Raw genomic sequence first — 21,898 nt, 5'->3', positions numbered from 1 at the left:
TTATTCCACTATACGGGATGAGCATGAGAAAAGTTCCGTTATTTTACAAATTAAAAAGGAAGGATCAACCCTCCTTCCTTTACTTTCGATTCACTTCAAAACTTCTGGAGCATCACCTTGACAGACCGTAATGCCCCTTCGATATGTCCCCCGAACTGCTCATCCGTCTCTGAACCAATCAGATGGAGACGGTCACCGAGTTCGATTGGACCGTAAGCCGGGAATGCTGTGAGCGGCATGAGGTCGTCAGATGTCGCCGTCTCAGATTCTGTCGACCAGTCCATGTAATGAAAAGCCAGAAAATCATTCGCTTTCGGACCATATAACTTCTCTAGTTGTTCGATAACGCGCGTCTTCACTTGTCCTTCTCCCAACACTTCTCGTTCTCCCGGTGACAGACGGAAGAATCCGAATAGCGCGCCTTGTCCGTTCATCGGTGAGGCGTCATGAATCTCTTGGAGTGGACCGACCCAGCTCATCCCAAAGCCAGACAGACCCTCTTCTCGCCAGAACGGTGTCTTGTATACGATGAGCGCTTTCGCTTGGGACGCCATCCACGTCGGAGTCGTTTTGAGCGCATTCCTTGTCGATCCTGATAATTCAGGTTCGATTGTCAACTTGGCGACAATGCGTGGAGGAAGTGCGAGGATCACGTCGTCCGCGTGATACACCGCCCCATTTCGGAACGTCAATTGAACTCGGTCTGTCTGTCGGTCGATGGATACGAGACGATGTCCGAGATGTACGATGTCCTCGGGTAACTTTGCGTATAATACTTCCACTAAACTCGTCATCCCGCCGACTACACGTTTCGATCGGACGATGCTTTCCTCCGGCAACACATGTCGTTCCGGGGCAGTCGTCGTCTGGCGTTCGAGCACCATCTCCCCTGTCGTATGTTGAAGGAATGACTCGAGTCCCAGTGTATCCACAAGTTTAGAGATGGTCTTCTCCGTATCCGGCCAATACCATGTCGGTCCGAGGTCATAGCCATCCTTCGTGAAGATACGTCCTCCGACTCGGTCACGTGCTTCAAAGACCGTAACGTTATATCCTTTTTGGTGAAGCTCGCTCGCAGCATAGAGCCCGCTGACACCAGCTCCGATGATGGCGATTGATTTCATTGTAAATTCTCCTTTGTCGTCCGTCTCTCCTCGATTATACTGAGTTAGATGATTGGATCTGTTCTAGAAAGGACGACATCAATTGAAAAATATGTTCTATTATCTTTTCTTCCCTTATATCGTATTAATGCGCATCCTGTACCGATTTATTCGAACAGAAGGTCGGATGACGTTGGCGATATGCCTTGTTTCATACTCTCTATGGTCTCTATTTTTATTCGACATCATTCAATGGCCAATCGCAATCGAATTTGTAATCATTATGTACGTATCAAGCGCTCTATATGTACCTCATTTTTTCTTTGATACAGATGTGAAACGAAGACGGCCAAATGGTTACATCCAATTGAGGAACGGCATCATTAAATCCAATCGATTTCATTCAAATAGTCTAGAAGCTGTTGATTTGTGATGTCATCTTGTCTTAACAGTGCTTCTCCTTGCTCTACTCGCGGATCTTCCGAAAAATAGAGTTTTAGAATCGCCAAGCATGCTTCTACAGTCGATGCAAAACTCTCGTCCTTCACGTTGATCGTTAAATACCAACCTCGGATGACGCGCTTCACGATGGAGCGTTTCTCCAGATGAGACATCTGTCCACGAAGCAATTTCGACTTGGCTGCTTTAATTGAAGAAATCAAGTCCTGGTTCAACGCCTCACTCACACGAACATCCGGCTTCATGCGCGGGAATTGAATCGAGACATCTTCCCCGTCCACACATGTACAAAGATGTCTTAGCCAAAAGCCCCATTCAAAACGATTCGCCGGATCCAGCGCTACATCGAGACGCCCGATGTCATAATCGATTTTAATGACTTCCGGATGTTGCGTTAGCAATCGCTCCGTCTGCTCCACCAATTCTGTCGCATCGACATCCTCATGCACGAGCACCGTCAAATCTAGATCCGATTGCCCAGCAACAGCTGTCCCGCGACCGATGCTTCCATAAAGATATATGCTGTGTAGCTGTTCATCGAATGCTTCTTTCACCAATTCGATTGCTTTGAAAAGGACACTTTCAAACTCAGGCTGCACATGACGGATGGACGTCTGGTTGATGACATAACCCGCATCGTCCGTACCAAGTCGGGTCGGTCGTTTCATAGATACGTACCGACTCGTTGAAATGTAGTAAACGTGATGATGTATCGAACTCCTTTTTTTAGTTTATGCATGTCGGATTTGAAATACCACGGTTCCCCCTTTCAAACAGGTTATATTTGGAAGTATAATGAAGACGTAGAAAGGGAGGTATGTCTATATGAACGTCATCATGGTCTCATTATTCGGACTCATCTTCACGATTTTGCCAATCGTTGTACTAATCATCGGTATTTTGTGGATTCGTAATGTCGTGGCACGTTCTGAGAAACGAGCAGACGAGCAACTCTTTATGGAACGTGAACGTTCGAAGCAGATACAAGTATTAATCGAACGTCTCGACCACATCGAACAACAATTAGATTCGAACACAAAACGTAGCTGACTCAGGTTAGCTGCGTTTCGTCTGATATCGAGCGAGATTTGCGTACGTCACATGTTCAGGGTCGATTTGCTTCATCCGCTAATCAACGTGTCTAGACATCAGGGCCGTGACGAACATGACCAGGAGTGGAACAGTCGATAAGCTAAATGATTCGGTTAGGATGATCGTAGTTGCAATTCCGATCAATATGCAGACGACAACCAGCGCTAGAATGAACTCCGACCAAACTATACGTTGATATTCCATCGCTTCATTGAAACGAAGCAACATTCGGGTACGTCTCCACATATGAACCATCAAAAGAGGTGGAATGAGTAAAAGGATTCCCAAGAGAACTTGAATGAGAGAGAACTCTTCAAACCACCACATCATCCATCCCCCTAACAAAAGAATGAGCGATAACATGACATTAATACGGTTCATAAGTAGGCGAGCCTTAGTTATTTCTCGTAAACGCTCATCGTGCGACATCGTGTCCCCCTCCTTTTCATTTGATTAAAAATCAATTTGTACTGAAAAAATTTCATCTATTCTCTTTTACTAGCTCGCAATCACTCTCACTGTTAAAAGTCACTCCATCGCTTTCATAAAACGGGTCTGAATGATACTGGTGAAGATAGATTTATCAAAGATGAGGGACGACCGTATTCCATCGATTCGTCGATGAACGTCTCTAATGTGCGCACGTTTTCCGTTACCACTTTGACGAGGTAACTGTACTGCCCGGCTAAGCGATGACATTCGATCACGGACGGCTGTTGACGACAAAATTCACGGAACGCCTCACAACGATGGGTGTCATAAAGAATAAAGGCGGTCACGTGTTTGTCCATCTTTTCAGGATTGATGACAGCCCGATAGCCTGTGATGACTCCACGTTCTTCGAGTCGCTTCACCCGTTCTGTCGCAGCAGGCGTAGACAATCCAATTTGTCGTCCTAATTCGGTCATCGAGATCCGGGCTTGTTGTTGCATCAATTCAAGAATATGGCGATCTATTTCATCCATTTGGCATTCACCTTTCAAAATTAAAGTGAAACGATACATAATCCGTTCTTTCTAAAGTCATTCGCTGAAACTTCCGTAAAACCTCTATGTATCTATATTCCTCCGTTGCATACACTTGAAGTATCCAATTCAAGGGGGAATCAACATGCAAACGACAGTCGTTCCATTACTCATCATCGATGTCCAACAAGCCTTTCATGATCCAAGCTGGGGAAACCGCAACAATCCAAAATGCGAAGAGAATATCGCACGGTTGATTGAAGCGTGGGAACATCATGATCAACCAATCATCTATGTCCAACATGTCACGAACGTTCCGACCTCACTCTTCTATTTCAAAAAAGATGGTCATTTGTTCCAAGACTTCATTTAACCTCGTGAACAAGATGTCATCTTAACGAAACAGGTGAATAGCGCCTTCATCGGAACAGACTTACAGGAACGACTCGAATCACTTGGTGCGACACAGATTGTCATCACCGGATTAATCACGAACCATTGTGTCGAGACGACCGCACGGATGGCAGGAAACTTGGGATTCAATCCGATTGTTGTCTCCGATGCGACGGCAACGTTCGACCGACAATCGATCAGCGGGACATGGATCCCTGCAGAGGTCATCCATGATGTGTCGCTCGCTAGTCTAAATGAAGAATTTGCATCGATTCAGACGACAATTGAGGTCATGAAAGATGTGTTACAAAAAGAAGTACAGTCCTGATGGATTGTACTTCTTTTTATTCATAACCTGGCTTTAAAGTATACAGATGTCACTCATATTTTTCGTATTGCTATTATTCATCAGCAGTTTCTATATATCCACTAATCAAAAATGGAATCTTTAAGTTCGCAAGCTTCATCAAGAAATCTGGTTCAAATTCTAACTTCACATCTAAGTGAGAGACCACACCCAAATCAATCCAGATATCATCGGCTCCACAAGAGCGAAGGGTATCAATATGTTCTGCCAGAGTGTCAATCATCCAAAAAAGTCCGATATACGGATTTTCCATTTTCTGAAATTCAAGTGGTGGTTCAAACGACGCATGACCTACCTTAGCGATTTCTTTACGTTTTCCGATATGCTCAATTTCTCCAACTTCCGTTTGCTTATAAAATTGAATACCTGTTTTCTCTGATGCAGCGCAAGGAGAAAAATGAGGCCCCATTAAATGACAAGGAATCATAAATCGATCGGATGGAATGTTCATATAGAACTCCTCGGTCATTTTTGCGGACTCGGATATTTCACTGCGTTTTTCACAAGCTTGTCTTCAATTGCTTTCGAAACATCGATTCCGGCAGCGTGAGCGAACGTCAACGCGTAAATCAACACATCTGCCAATTCCTCTTCCATCTCCGTCTTCTTTGTCTCAAGCGCTTCTTCACTCGACACCCATTGGAATACCTCAAGGAGCTCACTTGCCTCAAGTGATAACGATAACGCCAAGTCTTTCGGGTTATGATGGAACGCCCAGTCGCGCTCATCTCGGAATTTAATGACCTCATCCATTAATCGTTGTACTTCGTTCATATTTATACCCTCTCTCTTTGTAACTTCAATAATTTTCGTCGTAGCGATTCATCAGATGCATATAGATAGAGGCCTTTGACGCCACGCTTCATCAATATGTTAATCGAGTTCAAGACAATCTGTTCTTTTGCCAAATCAACATTCTCAATACCTTCGATTCCAGCATAGGCTCCCGTATCTTTATATAAATTCGGATCAATCATTAGACACTCCTGCTCCTCATCATAAGATACGGATGGGCCTAAAACGACACCAACATAGTTCAAATCAAATCCTTGAATCGTATAGATAGAGCCGGCTTCGGCGATGGTTTCTGCTTTTTCAGCCCACGTCGTTTTTCCACCGGTTGTATTCCATGGCATTTTATAATCTCCGTTCGACTCATACACATAATAGGTGTCTCCGTCCTTTTTGTGTAAAAAGTCAAAAGTCGAAACAACACGGCTCAATCCGTATCTTCGATCTTGCTCGATGATGGTACGGTGCATCTCTTCTAATGTTTCAAATATTCGTAAATCATATTGCTTCGATTTCGGTAATGGATTGATTCGTTTTTCTTTAAATGCGTTGACCCAGTTCATCATATCTTCATCTGCTTGCATTCGGAATTGACTGGTTAGTTTGTAAGTCTCTACTGTCCTTGCTTTCTTTTTATAATCATCCAACTTGAGTGAATTCCAGTGACTCTTCAGTTTCAATACTTGATGTTGATCAAAAATAGCGATGACAATTTTGGCTTTCTTCAGCAACTCTTCGAGATGATTGTTTTGCCGGAAATTGTTATAGGGATCTGATTTCGTCAGCAACAAGTGGGCTTCGTCCACAAAGATAATGTCGGCTTTATGATCTTTCAGTTTATTCAATAACGGCGTCGGTTTTGTGAAGTCCCCTGCTTTAAGATGTTTCACTTGCTTCGCGATTCCTTTATAGGTCTTCAACATCTCTTCATGATTCACAACCAAATAATTTTTAGTCTGATGAAGTGTTGAATTAGTGTCTTTTGTTCGAGCTTGGATTGTATTAAAGATTGAGCTCAAGACAACACTCTTCCCTACACCTGCTTCCCCTTCAATCACATATAAATCTCCGTATGTTGCATTCGGATCCGCTTTCGACATTTGCGTTTCACAAAAGTCGAGTACCTTCTCTTTTAAATCTAACTGTTCGACAGATAACTCTTTAAACGGAGACAGCTTGAAGATATCTTTATTTTCAATGGCGTGAAGTTCATTTTGAACAAGTCCCTTACGATGTAATTCATTCCAAAGTTCGGGAAACAATTCGTTGTCGTAATAATTTTTATTATAGTAATTGTGCGTGAAGTCGTTCGCAGTTTTACTTTTATTCTGAAGTGTATACTTCTCATCTCCTAAAAAATAATTGATGAGCTTTGTTTCGAGATGGAATGTTGCTGAACGGTTGAACTTGTCATGATTGACGAGATGAATTTGACTCAGCTGTTTCCGTTCCGTTTGTTTAAGCTTTAGATGTTGCTTCATTCGCTTTTTAAAATGAACCGTTTCACCAATGTATGCTTCTTTCTCTCCGTTCAAAATGTAAATCACCGGATAGTTCACATATGTTTCTGTATCATCGATGCTATGTAGACTACTTTCTTCGAATGTGAATGGAATGACTTTAACCATACAACAGACCTACTCTCTTCTGATTTCAAATTATATCCATTTTATCATACAATACCTTTTTAAATGATTACGCATCACTTTCCGAGTTCTAAATCAGATAATGGTATAATTCCACTAAAAAGGGAGGGATTCGGTGCTTACTTTCCAAAACGTCTCGGTTCGCCAACAAGACACACTCATTCTCGAAAACATTTCATTTACGATCCAACCAGGTGAGTTGGCCGCCATTCATTGTGGCGTGATTTCTCGGGAAATCATCTTCGGTCTCATCAGTCAGGAAATCACGACTTATACCGGGAACATCGACCACGCTTCAACACTGTCCCTCTTCTCCATAAGGGACGGTTTATACGACCGCCTCACCATCGAGGAGTATTTACGCTTCACCAAGCGCCTATATGATTCAACTGACTCGGTCGACTCGGTGATGCAGCAACTCCAACTCACGACTTACCGCAAGCATCGCCTCCACCGTCTCAATCGCTCCCTTGTCAGACGCACACAGTACGCCGCGCTGCTTCTCCAGGACCGTGACCTGTATGTGTTTGAAGAACCTGACCAAGACGTGGACCAAGAGACACGCCACCTTTTACGCGATACGTTACAGACATTAACGTCGAGACAAAAAGCCGTCCTCGTGTTGACGAGCAACATGGAGAGTGCGCTCTTCATGACATCGACCGTTTATCGGATTGACCATCGTCACTTGCGCTTGTTAGATGTGGAACCAGAAGAAGAGGATGAGACAGACATCTCATCTGAGGTCATCCACGTCCGTTTCGAGAAAATCCCGACGAAAGTGAACGAAAAAATCATCTTACTCGATCCTCCTGAAATCGACTTCATCGAAAGTCAGGACGGACAGTCGATTTTACATAGTCAATCGGATCAGTTCCCGAGCGTCTTCACAATGAATGAGCTCGAGACGCGTTTGACTCCGTACGGTTTCTTCCGCTGCCATCGGTCTTATCTCGTGAACTTACAACGTGTCCGCGAAGTCATCACCTATACGAAAAATAGCTTCAGTCTCGTCTTGGATGATTCAGAGAAGACAACGATTCCGTTATCCAAGACAAAAATGGCAGAATTGAAGACGATGATGGGGCTCAAATAGTCTCCATTCACAGTTCTATTCGCTTCATTCAACTCCTGATAAGCACCATTTATCGCCATTTTAGTGCAGCCTTCCCCCATTCCCTATACGATAGAGACAAGCAAGACGACATCGACAAGGAGGAACGGGAATGGAACCAATCATTCAAGTGAACGGGTTAAAGAAGTTGTTTGGGAACGAGGAAGCGTTACATGATGTGACGTTTACAGTTGGAAAAGGGGAAGTGTTCGGCTTCTTGGGACCGAGTGGTTCTGGAAAGACGACAACGATAAAAATCTTGACGTCACAACTCGCACAGACGGCCGGTGATGCTACCGTCTTCGGCGTGCCGGTCGCTGACTTGAAACAAGAACAGTACCGTAAACGCATCGGCGTGTTGACGGACAATAGTGGTCTTTATACACGACTTTCTATAGAAGAGAACCTGAGCTTATATTGTGACCTTTATGATGAACCAAAGACTCGGATCGATGAAGTATTGAACATGGTCAATCTTAGCGGGGAACGGAAAAAGCGCATCGACAAACTCTCTAGAGGGATGTTGCAACGGGTGACGCTCGCACGCGCCCTTCTTCATGAGCCAGAGTTACTGTTTCTAGATGAACCGACATCGGCTCTCGACCCGGTCAACTCTCGACATATCTATAAAGGGATTGAACGGTTGAAGGCAAACGGAACGACCATCTTTCTGACGACACACGATATGCAAGAAGCCGAAGAGCTGTGTGATCGTGTCGCTTTCTTACATCAAGGGTCGATTCAACTGCTCGATGCCCCGAACGTATTGCGCAGGAAATATGCGACGGGATCGATGCAAGTTGAATTGAACAACGGTCAGACGCATGAAGTGACGCAAACCGACGAAGGCGCGGATTGGCTCCATAAACAGATGCGTGCTAAAAATATCGCATCGATCCATTCCAACGAGCCGACACTCGGCGATATCTTTATCGAAGTGACAGGGAGGAAATTATCATGACTTTTTCAATGAAACGTGCACTCGCTATTTTCCAGAAAGACTACAAGGATTTGTCTCGAAACTTATTCGTCTCGTCAACCTTGGTCATGCCGCTCTTCTTCGCTGTCTTTTATTCGCGAATCGGTGACGCTGGCGTCGATATCACGTACTTCGTCATCAACATCACGTTCAGCCTCGTGGCAATCTTTGTGCAGTGTGCATTGATTGCCGAAGAGAAAGAGAAGAACACGCTTCGCGGGCTCATGTTGTCCCCAGCGAGCACGCTCGACATCTTGCTCGGAAAGAGCGCTCTCACATTCGTGACGACGATGATCCTCATCGTAGTCTCGTCATTTTTGATGGATTATGCTCCACAAAATCTGGCTGTGATCGCTCTCGCGCTCATCGTCTCGACATTCTTTTATATCGGGATCGGAACGATGTTCGGCTTGATGTCGAAGACGGTCATGGAAGCTTCATTGATTGTCATGTTGCCGTTCTTTTTCTTCTCGTTCTCACCGATGTTGTTGCCACTACAAGATCGTTTCGCCATCATCGGAGTGCTTGAGTATTTGCCGAACGTGCTTTTGATTGACGTGGCTCATCAAGTGGAAGATGGTGCGAACTTTGGTGCTGTCGGGCTAGAGCTCGGGTTGCTAACTGCTTGGGCGCTTGCTGCATTCGTCGGTAGCGTCGTGATGTATAACCGGAAACAGACTGATTGAAAAAAACGTGTAGAAACAACGAAGTTTCTACACGTTTTTTAGTCTATATAATTATCACATAATCACAGATTTCTATTTCCCTTTAAATATACTTTTCTTTTTTCTGCGAAGATTATAGTGACTGACGATTAGATCCTTTTCTTTTTCAGTAAATACATCAGTTTTAAGATTTTCAATAAAAATATCACGTAATAAAAACACTTTACTAACCTCTAACAACTTTGACTTAACATTTAAATTCACGTTACGAAATGTGCTATACAATTGTTCTGAAATTCGTCGCTTCTCTTTATTAAATCGATAATCCGAAAAATCATTGAGTAATATTTCAGAAGTTTTAACAATATAGTCTTCGTCATCTTCATTAAACATATCAATCAACAAATTTGTGAACTTCGTATTTTCAATATTGTTTATAGACGGTTTACATAGTTTTAAAAGACTTATCCTAACATTCTTGTCTCTTATATCAGCAGAACTTAATACTTTGTTTAATACATCTGCTCGAATAGTATCATCTAAAGATTCGAGTAGAACATTATCAATGATTTTTTCGTCTATAGAGCTTTTTATAGTATTAATTAGTAATTGTTCTCTACCTTCCTCATCGAACACCATAAAAAATTTTTCTAAAGTATTTTGTATCAATGTCAATTTTGATCTCAAAACATCTTTCTTTAAATGGCTAGCTTTTTCTAATAAAAGAATTAACGATTCTTTTCTTATAGATGAAAACTTAGAGGTTAATTCATCTAAAAAGCGCTCTATACTTAAAGAGAAATTATTAATTAAAAATGTGACATACTCATGTAAATTTTCGTTTTCTTTAGTTGCATAATTTCTAGTGGCTTTTAAGAATTCAAATGCATCCATTTTCGAAGCATCTGTCTCAGAATATTTAATACTATAAGCTCTTAAAGAGACTATCTTATTTTCGGGTAAATGTTTTCCAAGATGCTTTAACGCTTTTAATGTGATATCAGTGTCACCTGAGCTGGTTACAGGTCCTTCGAGCACTGGTAACAAATTTTCTATATCAATTCGATCTATGAGCGAAGATGTGACTGAGAATAATCCAATAAAATCATTCGCCCAACTCTTGTTTTGTTGCCATCTACTTCGGAATTCTTGAATCCCTAACTTCATAGATTCTTCAATATAAGCCGCGTTTTTCTTCTCATTGATAAAGATAGAATAAAGAATAGTTAATCTTTCGAAATTTGATGCTTTGTAAGCATTTAATGGGATAGTAGTTTTCAGCTTTTCAAATAATAGTTTTCGTTGATTATCACTAAAGCTAGAGTTGAAAGCTATTAAATAATTATCATTTTCTGAAGTAGTTAATAGATTATCAATCAAGTATCCGAAGGTGTTTGCATATATTCCGAAATCCTCTTTACTGTTTTCCATTGCAGTTTCCATTAAAGCTAATAATTCTGGTTGTTCTTCCAAATCTTCATCCGAAATAAAATCAAATATAAAATTATCAAATTGCTTTACTAAATCTTCAATAGAATTTAAATTAAATGGAATTTTATTCACTAAACTCAATATTTCATTTTCTTTTTCATGTTTAAAAGGCGTTTCAATTATTGATTGAAGAATAGAAGAACCTACTTCATCTTCAATATCATTCATAATTGGATTTAATAATTCTAGGGTTTTCAGTAAATATTCCGAACCACTCGATGAGATAACTCTTACAATTGACTGAATAAATGAATTAGTGTCTAAATCTCTGATATCAGGAGCAATTTTGTAGAAAGTCATCATTTCCATTTCGTATTGCTTCCCATCCGAATTTTCTATACTACTAATTAATTGATCATAAAATGGCAAACCAAAATATTCATTGAAGTGGTAGGAGAAATCAAGGTAAAGATTATGAACATTTTCAAAATCAAAGAAATTATATTTGTCTTCATCATTGTTTAAAAATTCTTTAATTTTATTTTTAATGGATTTTGGTAATTTATCTTCTTTTTCAAAAAGTAAAATTAAACAGCTTGAAATTCTTTTCGAAAACTCTTCACTAGATAATGCTCTACCTTCTGAGTTCTTCCATTCATTATTTTTTGTAAACAGGTCACTTAACATATTCAAAATGGCTTTTTCAATTCCAAGTTTATTACTAGATTGAAAATAGATTTCAAGCAAATCTGACAACGATAATTGCCAAAATCTAATGCGCGACAGATCATTAGTATTTAAACGATAAGAAATACTATTAGAAAATTCTCTTTTTTCTACCTCAATAGAGTTAACGAGTGATGTTGCAGCTTTAATAACTGAGGGTAAAGTTTTCGGAGGCGCATGTTTAATAACATCAATTATAGCTTGAGTCAAATAAATTTTTTCATTAGCTTTTTCTAGAATTTCTAATATCGGCTTTTCATTACCATTAATCATACTTTGAAGAATCGTTCTTTGTTTTTCATCTCCAGCATTCAAACCTATAGTATCTTGTCCCAAATAAATAAAAGGAGCTACATTATCTACAACTATATGCTGGGTTCTAGTAAGAAAATTAATTAAACCTTCGAAATTTGGTTTGATTTGATATGAACTACCTTTACTATTAAAAAATTGTTTGATCGAAGCTTTAGTAGTGTTATCCTCATCTTCACTAACCTGATAAAATTTGAGTAAATCTTCTAAAAAACTATAGTCTCTTATAAGTTCATTATAAATGTCATTATAGTCTGATTGAATTACAGATATTTTTGCTAGATAGCGTAAACCTTGTTCATTAGTAAGTAATTTATCCTCTAGTTTACGACCATCTGATTCCCTTGATTGTGCTATGAGTAAATTGTTAGCGAAAGTATTCAATATTTTTTTCACTTGTCTTGGTGTACTAACATCGGTATGAATTAGGATGTCAATAAGCTCCTGAAATTGTCCATTACAAGCCGTCACAAGGCCCGGTGCTTCTTGTTGAGCAATTGAGACTGCATAATCGCTCATATCTCTTTCAATAATAGGGGGCAACGACACTCTAAAGTGAAATAGCTTATCAAGAAAAAGTTCTCCATCAACATCTAATGACTTATTTAATTTTTCTTTTTCCAAAGCATTTATCAAAATATTTTCATCACAAGTAACAATAAATATACATTCATTTATTTCTACAAAAGCTTTTATTGCATCTAAGGCTGCAACAACTTTCTTTGTAGTCAATCTATCTAAATCATCCACAATAACAACCAGTTTTTTAAACTCTGGATGTCTATTTTTAAACTCTTTGATTTCTTTTTTAAATAGTTCCTCATATTCATCTGCAGTTTCAATGGGCTTTATTAAATGAATATCAGAATATTTTCTTTGAATTGCATCTTTAATAAGGTCTTGTAATATTAGTAAGGTTGGACCCAATATTGCAACTACCCATACATTTTTTTTAAAGCTCGCGTATGAATCCTTCATATTTTCTAGAGTAGTGTTTGCTGTAAAAAGTGCATTAATTATATCTGTAACAAATAAAAATACGAGTATCAAAATAGAAGCTATAGCCCAGAGCGCAAAAAGAGTTTTGATTATCGGCAAAATATCTTTTAGTGCTTTACGAGGAGATAATGTCTCCGTTTCATGGTTAACACTACCTGTAAATTTCCTTAAACTTTCTCCCCAATTTTTAGATGCTTCATTATCAGCATGAGGGTTAAATTTGTTATACAAATTCTTAAGAAATGCTTTTTTTAATGAGTCGTTTTCGTACTTCCAGGCATTTATCTCATGAATTGAAATTTCTGGTCTACCCTCTATTTCAGTTTTTAATAAATTTATAATTGACGATTTACCGACTCCCCACTTTCCTATCAAAGCAATGTTATACGGTGGATCATGTTCTAAAATTATTGTTTTTAAGTTTTGAACATAATCTTCATGGTGAAAAGCATCATTTTCTTTATTGACTAATGCAGTATCTTTTAAAAAATAAGTGCTGTTATTTCTTAAATTGCTCACTTTTAACACTCTCCTATTCTTATTTCCACCAAAAAATTAATTCACTTTTTATTAATTAAAACCCTTTTTATACACATTGTTGATATTCATGAATAAATAAACTACATATAAGTTATTTCCACCTAATTTTACCAACACAATTACCTATTAACAACGTAATCTTGATTCGTTAATTAAGAAAACAAAAAGAGGCTGGGACATAACCCAGTAGATTTATAAGAAAGAGGCCCCCGTGAGCGACTTGTTCGCTCACGGGGGCCTCTTGTCATTTTTATGGGTTCGTGCACGCATTTCGGACTAAACAGATAGGGACGACCTCTGATAAAGTTAAAGTGACCAAACCATAACTTTGGAGGTGCCCCTATGTACAAAGAGTATACCATGAACCAATTGGTTTTGCCCCTAGATTTAGAAGTCCGGCTTCAGGAAAACGATATCGCCTTCGCCGTCCATGACCTCGTCGAACAGATCCCGGACGAGGCATTCGAACCGTTCTGGCGAACGACGGGCTGCCCGGCCTATCATCCGCGCATGATGATGAAAATCGTCCTCCGCGCCTACACACAGTCCGCGTTCTCGGGCCGAAAGATCGAGGGCCTTCTCAAGGACAGTTTGCGGATGATGTGGCTCGCCCAGGGCCACGAGCCGAGTTATCGGACGATCAACCGTTTCCGCGTCCACCCGGCGGCGTCCCCGATCCTGAAGGAAGCTTTCGTCGCCTTCCGTTGCCATCTCGTCGAGACCGGCGCGATCGAGGACGAGCTTCTCACCCGCGTGAACGAGGAACGGGCCGAACGCGGAAAAAAGAACTGAAACCGGCATCTGAGAAGAGGGAGCGCCGGCTCGTCAAGGTGAGCCGGACCGACCCGGATGTGGGATACATGTATCGTGACCAGAAGCCGGAAGGCTTTTTCTGGCTGGCGCATCGGACGGTCGACGCCAAGCACAATTTCATCGTCAATGTACACGTCACACCCGGGAACGTCTCGGACAGCACCGTCTATCTCAATCGGTTCGACCATGTCCTCGAATGTTTCCATTTCCCGCTCGAGGCGGTCGCACTCGATGCAGGCTACTTCACGACCGGGATCGCGAAGGCGCTCGTCGAACGGGGCATCTTCGGGGTCATCGCCCGGAGGCGTTTCGGTGGGAAGAAGGGGATGTTCCGCAAGACCCGGTACACGTACCTGCCCGAGGAAGATGCGTATCTCTGTCCGGCGCGACAGCGCCTCACCTATCAGACGACGGACTGCCACGGCTATCACCATTACGTCTCCGACCCCTCCATCTGTCAGAACTGCCCTCTCCTCGAGAAGTGCACGTCCAGCCGGACGCACCGAAGGGACATCACACGCCACGTCGATGAACATTACCGCGAGCAGGTGAACGAGAACCGCCTGTCCGCGTCTGGGAAATCCCTCTACCGACTGCGGCCGCAGACCGTCGAGCGCTCGTTCGCCGATGTGAAAGAGCTCCACGGGCTTCGTTTCACCTTCTACAGGGGGACCGCGAAGGTCCAACGCGCCAATCTGGTGGCAGCCACCGCACAAAACATGAAGAAGCTGGCCAACCTGTTGGCAAGAAAGGACCGTCTACATAACATTTCTTCAATCTTTTGTCGGGCAGAACGCCTCAAGCTCGTTGAACATAAAAAAAGACGCACCAAATCGCCATATGCTATTTGGTGCGTCAACAGCCTGAAGATCTTTTATGAATTCTGTGAATTCATAAAAGATTTTACAAGCAAAAATTGTAGTTTTATAATCGAACTTAACTTCCAATTTCCTTCATTTCCCTTCGCCGTTTTTTAGCTTGGGATAATATTACATCATACCGCCCATTCCACCCATGCCGCCCATGTCAGGCATTGCAGGAGCATCTTTTTCTGGCTTGTCTGCGATGACCGCCTCTGTTGTGAGGAACATCGCTGAGACAGATGCCGCGTTTTGGAGTGCTGAACGCGTCACTTTCGCTGGGTCGACGATACCATGTGCGATCATATCGACGTATTCGCCAGTTGCCGCGTTGTACCCGACACCGACTGACTCATTCTTGAGCTTCTCGACGATGACCGAACCTTCTTCCCCCGCGTTTTCCGCGATTTGACGGACCGGTGCTTCGAGGGCACGAAGGACGAGTTTGACACCAGTTGCTTCGTCCGCTGTCACTTCTGCAAGGAGCGCACGAACAGCCGGGATGACGTTGATGAGTGATGTCCCACCACCCGCAACGATTCCTTCTTCAACTGCTGCACGTGTCGCGTTGAGTGCGTCTTCGATGCGGAGTTTACGCTCTTTGAGTTCTGTCTCCGTAGCTGCACCGACTTTGACGACGGCTACGCCACCCGCGAGTTTCGCGAGACGCTCTTGGAGTTTTTCACGGTCGAAGTCAGACGTTGTCTCTTCGATTTGGTTGCGGATCGTTTGAACGCGGGCTTTGATTGCGTCTTCGTTTCCTGCACCTTCGACGACAGTCGTTGTGTCTTTTGTGACGACGACTTTCGATGCGCGACCGAGCATATCGAGTGACGCTGATTTGAGGTCAAGACCGAGGTCTTCTGTGATGACTTGACCACCCGTGAGTGTCGCGAGGTCTTCGAGCATCGCTTTACGACGGTCACCGAATCCTGGTGCTTTAACCGCTACCGCATTGAACGTACCACGAAGTTTGTTCAAGACGAGTGTCGCGAGTGCATCGCCTTCGATGTCTTCTGCGACAATCAAGATCGGCTTCCCTTGTTGCACGACTTGCTCGAGCACTGGGATGATTTCTTGAATGTTTGAGATCTTCTTGTCTGTAATCAAGATGTACGGGTTGTCGAGTGACGCTTCCATCTTGTCAGAGTCTGAGATCATGTATGGTGACAAGTATCCACGGTCGAACTGCATTCCTTCAACGACGTCGAGTTCTGTCGTGAAGCCGCGTGATTCTTCGATTGTGATGACACCGTCGTTACCGACGCGCTCCATCGCTTCTGCGATCAATTCGCCAACTTCTTCGTCCGCTGCCGAGATAGCCGCAACTTGTGCGATCGCTTCTTTTGACTCGATTGGTTTCGAGATGGCTTTCAACTCTTCAAGCGCGCGTGTGACCGCTTTGTCGATCCCTTTACGAAGGATCATCGGGTTCGCGCCCGCTGTTACGTTCTTGAGCCCTTCACGAATCATCGCTTGTGCGAGGACTGTCGCTGTTGTCGTACCGTCCCCTGCGACTTCGTTCGTCTTCGACGCGACTTCAGCAACAAGTTTCGCACCCATGTTTTCGAAGCGGTCTTCGAGTTCGATTTCTTTTGCAATTGTCACACCATCGTTCGTGATGAGTGGTGAACCGAATTTCTTCTCGAGGACGACGTTGCGTCCTTTTGGTCCAATCGTTACTTTGACTGCGTCAGCGAGTGCGTCGACGCCGCGAAGCATCGCATGACGTGCATCTTCTGAGAATTTAATATCTTTTGCCATCGTTCATTTCCCCCTAAAAAAGTTTTTGAATAATGGTGCTTAGCCTACGATTGCGAGAATATCGCTCTCGCGAACGATTAAGTACTCTTTTCCATCATGCTTCACTTCGGTACCTGCGTACTTCGAGTAGATGACCAAATCATTTTCTTTCACGTCGAGATCGATGCGCTTGCCTTCGTCTGTCACGCGGCCTGTACCGACTGCGATGACTTTCCCTTGTTGCGGCTTTTCTTTCGCCGTATCAGGAAGCACGATGCCCCCGATCGTCTTTTCTTCTTTCTCCACGACTTCGATGATGACACGATCGCCTAGTGGTTTTAACATGGAAAAACCCTCCTCCGAATATGAATGATGTAATGTGTATCGTAAGGTTTTAGCACTCAGTTAAAAGGAGTGCTAACACTGATTAGTGTAGTATGTGTCGATAAAAAAATCAAGGGGGATACATTAAAAAATGCTCTTACTCGCGGTCAAGAGAACTTATTTGTTACAATGAGAAAAAGGTAGGTTCATTCTTATGATTAAGGACGTGTTGAATTGGCTACATTAAACTCAAACCAATCGATAAATACCCGTTTTTCGATGGCGCCTAACATTCGTCTCCGGCACCTCACCCCGATTTTACTATATGCGTTCGTCCAGCTATTTCCGCTCGTGATTAAAGCGTTACGACCGGAATGGTTAACAGAAACGTTCGTCGGGCTCTGGCTCGCCATCGGATTCGGTGTGACGATTGTTCTGTCAATCTTGCTCATCTGGCCAGACTTGAAACAATACAAAGCCCAAGGTATCCAGTCGAACTTGAACGACACGGTCAAATGGATCGGGCTCGGGATTTTGATGCAATACGGGCTCGTCATCGTGGCGAACTTGATTGAGACGGCCATCTCGGGCGAACTCGTCGAATCGATGAACACACAAAACATCGCTGATATGGTGGAAGTTATTCCACTCATGATTTTGCCGGTCGTCTTGCTCGGACCAATCATCGAAGAGATTCTCTTCCGTCATATTTTGTTCGGGAACTTGAACGCGCGCTTCGGGTTCTGGATTGCCTTTGGTGTCAGTTCGATTCTTTTCGCACTCATCCACCAAGACAATCGCTTCCTCGTCTATATCGCGATGAGTTTCGCATTCTCTTACGCGTATGCGAAGACAAGACGATTGATCGTTCCAATCGCCATCCACACGTTTAACAACGCGCTCGTGATGCTCGTACTATTTTTAATGTAGAAATGAGGTGGCAGTTATGCCGCGACAATTAAAAGTGATGATGCTCTTCAGTCTCTCGTTCGGTGTGTTGTTCACCGTCCTCGCGTACTTCTCGGTACAAGAGTACGGCTTCAGCTTCTGGACGTACTTCATCATCGCCGTCGCCGCTTACGACTTTTTCAAAGTGTATCAAATCTTGGCACTCGCCCGAAAAGTCAAAAAAGAAGGCACGGACAAATCCGCATAACGAAACCCCGAGTCTTACGAACTCGGGGTTTTCTTTATATGGATGACGTTCGTCAAATCAATCTTTTCATGGAGTACAGCACTGCGAATCAACATACCACGACGCATCATGATGACACCAAACACGACGTACATCGTATCAAGCAACGGAACTGACGTCTCGTCAAAGAACCAGACGACGACAAAAAAGCTGAAAATTGAAAGAAAACCAATCGATGAGACGAGTTTCGAATCGACGGTTCGCAACATTGACTTGACTCTCTCTTCGTCGAACTGTTCGAGTTGCTCCTGATAAAGTGCATGAAAGATAACACCGAATCCCGCCACTGTAATCGTCATCCATTCACCGTTCCACCATCCAATCAAAAATACGATTGGATTGAAAAAAAGAAATGCCATTAATAGTTTTTTCCTCATCGAACCCCTCCTTATGATGGAATCCATAGTTTCGCAAAATCAAAATAACCAAACAAGTCGACACAGACGTCCTTCAGCTCGACCGGGAACGGTATGGTCCTCTCCTCGTTATAGAGCGGGATGAAGTACGACTTCTCTTTTAACTCGCGCTCAATCTCCCGGTGTAGCGGCAACCAGTCCTCAAACGGCAGGTCATCATATTGCCCGACCCGCTCCGCCATCCCCTCTATATAAGGGAATACTTTATGCGGAGGCGAGTACTCGTTCGTCATGAACTGTTCAAACCCGAGCGTGATGTTCCGCTCGAACACTTCCCCGTGAACGACCAAATCGACGTATTCATAATACGTCTTGTCATGAATCGAATCTTTGAAGCTGATGGGCACGAACTCATAGGCAATCCCATGACGTGTCAACATCTCGGCAATCCAGTCGGTCGTATCGTTCGTGAAGTCCGTCTGTTTGATTCGAATCGGTCGGTCGAACGTGACGGGTGTTCCTTTTGGAATGCGATACGTCTCGCTCAGCGAACCGAGAAACCCTCGGTCGTTCGGCGTTCTCCGTTCATTCCGTGTCCCGATTTCCGGTCGAATCTCCGCAATCAATCGATGCATGTAATGTCTCGCTTCTTCATTGGCGAACACACTATTCGGGTGACTGTTCAAGATGACAAGCCCGAACCCGGACGGTGTCGAGATGTGTCCGGTTTCTTTGGAATCCCTTGATGAGATGCGATACGTCGGATCATATCCGTCCGGCACTTTGATGAACTCGACCCGGTCGAGGAGCGCCCGCACCCCGAAATAATTCTCGAAGGCGAGGAGGACCGTCTTCTCCTTGTCATGGCGATCCAATTGAAACGGCCCCGTCCCGACACTCCCTTTGGCGATACTCGTATGAATCATCGACAGTTTCGGGATGTACGAATTCCGACGCCGGTCGAGCGTGACGTCGACGCGATACGTGCCGTTCGATGCGATATGCCGGACGTGCCGATACATATACCGATACGCATCCGACTGAACGAGTGTGCGTAAACTTTTCGTCACATCTTTACTCGTCATGAGCGACCCGTCATGGAATCGGACCCCTTTCCGAAGAAACAAGACGAGCGTATTCCCCTGCCATTCATAGTGATGCGCAAGCTCCCCCGTGACCTTCCCGGACGCGTCAATCATGAACAGACGATTGAAGACGTTCTGGACGAGGTGGGCACTGTGGATGTCAGCCGCCTCGAGCGGATGTGTCGTCAAAAAGTGACGGCGTCGCGGGATGATGAGCGCATCGCTCGACGTCTGGACGTAACCGAACTTCTTCTCGAGCTGGCGCATGAACCGACCTGCCTGCGCAGGCGACCAGTCCCACTCCAGTTGATTCGTCACTGCCTCGACCGACTCTTTCTCCATGCGTTCGAGCAACTGTTTAGCTAAATCACGCTCGACGTGACGCAACCATTCGAGACGCGTCAAATTCCCCCGTCCACGTCCGCTCGTATACGTGAGCCACCCTTCTTCTTGCCACCGTGCCAAATGACGCTTCGTCTGTTTCGGGCTTAAATGAATGGCTTCCGCCATATCAGAAATCGTGTACGCCCCATCGCGACACCCTTTCCACAATCGAAATAAATACGCATCCACGTCACATCCCCCCTTAAAAGTGGACATCATTTCCCCATGTCGTCCATTTTTCAAATCCGTTGTCTTGTTTATCATACAGTTACAGAATGGAAGGTGACAAGATGAAATGGAAAGATATACCTAAACCAATAAAAGTTCGACTCGTAACATCATTTTTTAATCGTTCGGTCTCATTCGCCATCATGCCGTTCATGGCACTTCTCTTTGTCAAAGCGTTCAACGAATGGATCGCGGGCGTCTTCTTGATCTCGCTCGTCTGTCTCGGATACGTGATCGGGTTGATTGGGGGATACCTCGCCGATAAATTTTCACGGAAGCGACTCCTCGTGTTGACGGCAAGTCTCACGGCCTCGATGTTTCTCGTCATGACGCTCAGTCTTCAGTTCGACCAGATGATCGTCTTCATGATCGCCTATACGATTTTCACGGTCACGAACAACCTCGGGCGGCCTGCGATGAGTGCCATCATCATCGATGCGACGACGCCCGAGAATCGAAAAGCCGTTTATGCGCTCGATTACTGGTTGATCAACTTATCCATCACGATCGGGACGGCACTCGGGGGCTGGCTCTATGTCAGCAACCAGCTGTTACTGTTTTGGATTTTGACGTTCACGTCGAGCATGCTGCCGATCGCGTACGCCATCTTCCTCGAGGACACGAAACGGACGTGGACGTCCCAAAAGCTTCGCCTCGTCTTCGTCGACGTGTTCCAAAGCTATCAAATCGCCTGGCGTGACCGCCCGTTCGTCAAAGTCGTCTTCGGCTCGATGTGTATCCTCGCTGCCGAGTTCTCGATGGGTAGTTATGTCGCGGTCCGGCTCGCCGATTCATTCGAACCGCTCTCGATTGAATCATGGACGATCAATGGGGTGCGGATGATGAGCCTCATTCAAATCGAAAATACGCTTATCGTCGTCGCGTTGACGTTCTTCATCCAACGTCTCGCCTCACGTTTCTCAAACAAGCACACACTTCTCGGTGGGCTCGTGCTATACACGATTGGGTACGCCATCATCACGAGTGCGAATTCGATGATGCTCCTCCTCGGTTTCATGCTCATCGCAACGTTCGGCGAATTATTGTACTCACCCGTATTGAATACGGAGAAGGCGAACATGATGCCAGAAGACCGACGTGGTGCGTACTCCGCGTTTGCCGGAACGTCGTTCGCCGGTGCCGACTTCTTATCACGCTCGACGATTTTAATCGGGTCGCTTCTCACCCCGTTCATGATGAGCGTCTACATCGGACTGTTGGTCAGCTTCGGATGTTTCCTCGTCTATAGCGGCATCTATGTAAAAGAAAAGCTCGTCCTGCGACGAGCCGCGTCCTAAATCAAACCCATCCTTTCTCAGTGGAAGGA

Annotated in this window: 19 protein-coding genes and 3 pseudogenes; 10 read left to right on the top strand and 12 right to left on the bottom strand. The window is 44.0% G+C overall.

All coding sequences use genetic code 11. The features are described from left to right. Positions 1–95: 95 nt before the first annotated feature. A pseudogene (locus KNO68_RS13560) lies at positions 96–1,145 on the bottom strand (flavin monoamine oxidase family protein); the annotation flags it as partial. A 341-nt stretch (positions 1,146–1,486) separates the two neighbouring features. Continuing rightward, positions 1,487–2,230, bottom strand: coding sequence for a nucleotidyltransferase domain-containing protein (locus KNO68_RS13555; RefSeq protein WP_215112633.1), 744 nt, complete (start codon positions 2,228–2,230; stop codon positions 1,487–1,489). A gap of 157 nt (positions 2,231–2,387) precedes the next feature. Between KNO68_RS13555 and KNO68_RS13550 the strand changes: the two genes are divergently transcribed. Continuing rightward, positions 2,388–2,612, top strand: coding sequence for a hypothetical protein (locus KNO68_RS13550; protein WP_074034783.1), 225 nt, complete (start codon positions 2,388–2,390; stop codon positions 2,610–2,612). Positions 2,613–2,690: 78 nt separating this feature from the next. On the opposite strand, the gene KNO68_RS13545 is transcribed toward KNO68_RS13550, so the two are convergent. Next, a complete protein-coding gene (locus KNO68_RS13545) occupies positions 2,691–2,981 on the bottom strand; it encodes a hypothetical protein (protein ID WP_215112632.1) in 291 nt (96 codons plus the stop codon). A 215-nt stretch (positions 2,982–3,196) separates the two neighbouring features. Next, positions 3,197–3,619, bottom strand: coding sequence for an Lrp/AsnC family transcriptional regulator (locus KNO68_RS13540; RefSeq protein ID WP_074034785.1), 423 nt, complete (start codon positions 3,617–3,619; stop codon positions 3,197–3,199). A 145-nt stretch (positions 3,620–3,764) separates the two neighbouring features. Between KNO68_RS13540 and KNO68_RS15160 the strand changes: the two are divergent. Further along, positions 3,765–4,340 (top strand): annotated as a pseudogene (locus KNO68_RS15160) (cysteine hydrolase family protein). A 73-nt stretch (positions 4,341–4,413) separates the two neighbouring features. Here KNO68_RS15160 and KNO68_RS13530 read toward each other — a convergent pair. Genes KNO68_RS13530 through KNO68_RS13520 form a run of 3 tightly spaced genes read right to left on the bottom strand, consistent with a single transcriptional unit; the run spans position 4,414 to position 6,799 of the window. Then, positions 4,414–4,830, bottom strand: a complete 417-nt coding sequence (locus tag KNO68_RS13530; RefSeq protein ID WP_074034787.1) for a hypothetical protein — start codon at positions 4,828–4,830, stop codon at positions 4,414–4,416. Positions 4,831–4,844: 14 nt separating this feature from the next. Next, a complete protein-coding gene (locus tag KNO68_RS13525; protein ID WP_074034788.1) occupies positions 4,845–5,153 on the bottom strand; it encodes a nucleotide pyrophosphohydrolase in 309 nt (102 codons plus the stop codon). Positions 5,154–5,155: 2 nt separating this feature from the next. Further along, complete coding sequence (locus tag KNO68_RS13520; RefSeq protein WP_078146191.1) at positions 5,156–6,799, bottom strand: DUF2075 domain-containing protein; 1,644 nt, start codon at positions 6,797–6,799, stop codon at positions 5,156–5,158. Positions 6,800–6,932: 133 nt separating this feature from the next. Here KNO68_RS13520 and KNO68_RS15120 point away from each other — a divergent pair, with 133 nt between their 5' ends. The 3 genes from KNO68_RS15120 (at position 6,933) to KNO68_RS13505 (ending at position 9,596) form a co-directional block, all read left to right on the top strand. Continuing rightward, the gene (locus KNO68_RS15120) at positions 6,933–7,913 is read left to right on the top strand and encodes a LytTR family transcriptional regulator DNA-binding domain-containing protein (protein WP_215112631.1); all 981 of its coding nucleotides are present in this window, start codon (positions 6,933–6,935) and stop codon (positions 7,911–7,913) included. A 130-nt stretch (positions 7,914–8,043) separates the two neighbouring features. Continuing rightward, a complete protein-coding gene (locus tag KNO68_RS13510; RefSeq protein WP_215112630.1) occupies positions 8,044–8,892 on the top strand; it encodes an ABC transporter ATP-binding protein in 849 nt (282 codons plus the stop codon). Beyond that, a complete protein-coding gene (locus tag KNO68_RS13505) occupies positions 8,889–9,596 on the top strand; it encodes an ABC transporter permease (protein ID WP_215112629.1) in 708 nt (235 codons plus the stop codon). The genes KNO68_RS13510 and KNO68_RS13505 overlap by 4 nt, the downstream gene beginning before the upstream one ends. A gap of 72 nt (positions 9,597–9,668) precedes the next feature. On the opposite strand, the gene KNO68_RS13500 is transcribed toward KNO68_RS13505, so the two are convergent. Beyond that, positions 9,669–13,562, bottom strand: a complete 3,894-nt coding sequence (locus KNO68_RS13500; protein ID WP_215187617.1) for a KAP family P-loop NTPase fold protein — start codon at positions 13,560–13,562, stop codon at positions 9,669–9,671. A 363-nt stretch (positions 13,563–13,925) separates the two neighbouring features. Between KNO68_RS13500 and KNO68_RS13495 the strand changes: the two are divergent. Together KNO68_RS13495 and KNO68_RS13490 are read left to right on the top strand one after the other, a co-directional pair. After that, a pseudogene (locus tag KNO68_RS13495) lies at positions 13,926–14,330 on the top strand (transposase); the annotation flags it as partial. Between the two features lie 83 nt (positions 14,331–14,413). After that, positions 14,414–15,373: a transposase gene (locus tag KNO68_RS13490; RefSeq protein WP_215112627.1), complete on the top strand. Its 960-nt coding sequence runs from the start codon at positions 14,414–14,416 to the stop codon at positions 15,371–15,373. A 12-nt stretch (positions 15,374–15,385) separates the two neighbouring features. Here the strand turns inward: KNO68_RS13490 and groL are convergent, their stop codons facing one another. Both groL and groES read right to left on the bottom strand, forming a co-directional pair. Further along, complete coding sequence (gene groL / locus KNO68_RS13485; RefSeq protein ID WP_214732102.1) at positions 15,386–17,020, bottom strand: chaperonin GroEL; 1,635 nt, start codon at positions 17,018–17,020, stop codon at positions 15,386–15,388. 39 nt (positions 17,021–17,059) lie between these two features. After that, positions 17,060–17,344 (bottom strand): co-chaperone GroES, encoded by a 285-nt coding sequence (groES, locus tag KNO68_RS13480; protein ID WP_214689558.1) that lies wholly within the window; start codon positions 17,342–17,344, stop codon positions 17,060–17,062. A 213-nt stretch (positions 17,345–17,557) separates the two neighbouring features. Here groES and KNO68_RS13475 point away from each other — a divergent pair, with 213 nt between their 5' ends. Beyond that, positions 17,558–18,253, top strand: coding sequence for a CPBP family intramembrane glutamic endopeptidase (locus KNO68_RS13475; RefSeq protein WP_251025662.1), 696 nt, complete (start codon positions 17,558–17,560; stop codon positions 18,251–18,253). Between the two features lie 16 nt (positions 18,254–18,269). Further along, positions 18,270–18,479, top strand: a complete 210-nt coding sequence (locus KNO68_RS13470) for a YdiK family protein (protein ID WP_015880600.1) — start codon at positions 18,270–18,272, stop codon at positions 18,477–18,479. A gap of 14 nt (positions 18,480–18,493) precedes the next feature. Here the strand turns inward: KNO68_RS13470 and KNO68_RS13465 are convergent, their stop codons facing one another. Continuing rightward, the gene (locus KNO68_RS13465; RefSeq protein WP_214812788.1) at positions 18,494–18,895 is read right to left on the bottom strand and encodes a hypothetical protein; all 402 of its coding nucleotides are present in this window, start codon (positions 18,893–18,895) and stop codon (positions 18,494–18,496) included. A gap of 11 nt (positions 18,896–18,906) precedes the next feature. Further along, entirely contained in the window at positions 18,907–20,532 is a 1,626-nt protein-coding gene (locus KNO68_RS13460) for an ABC transporter substrate-binding protein (RefSeq protein ID WP_215112626.1), read from the bottom strand. A gap of 101 nt (positions 20,533–20,633) precedes the next feature. On the opposite strand from KNO68_RS13460, the gene KNO68_RS13455 reads away from it, so the two are divergent. Beyond that, positions 20,634–21,869: an MDR family MFS transporter gene (locus tag KNO68_RS13455; protein ID WP_215112625.1), complete on the top strand. Its 1,236-nt coding sequence runs from the start codon at positions 20,634–20,636 to the stop codon at positions 21,867–21,869. Positions 21,870–21,898 lie beyond the last annotated feature (29 nt).

The sequence above is a fragment of the Exiguobacterium sp. s75 genome (assembly GCF_018617145.1).
Taxonomy (GTDB): Bacteria; Bacillota; Bacilli; order Exiguobacteriales; family Exiguobacteriaceae; genus Exiguobacterium; species Exiguobacterium profundum.
Note: the sequence above shows the minus strand (reverse complement) of the source record. Positions and strands in the feature narration are given on the sequence as shown.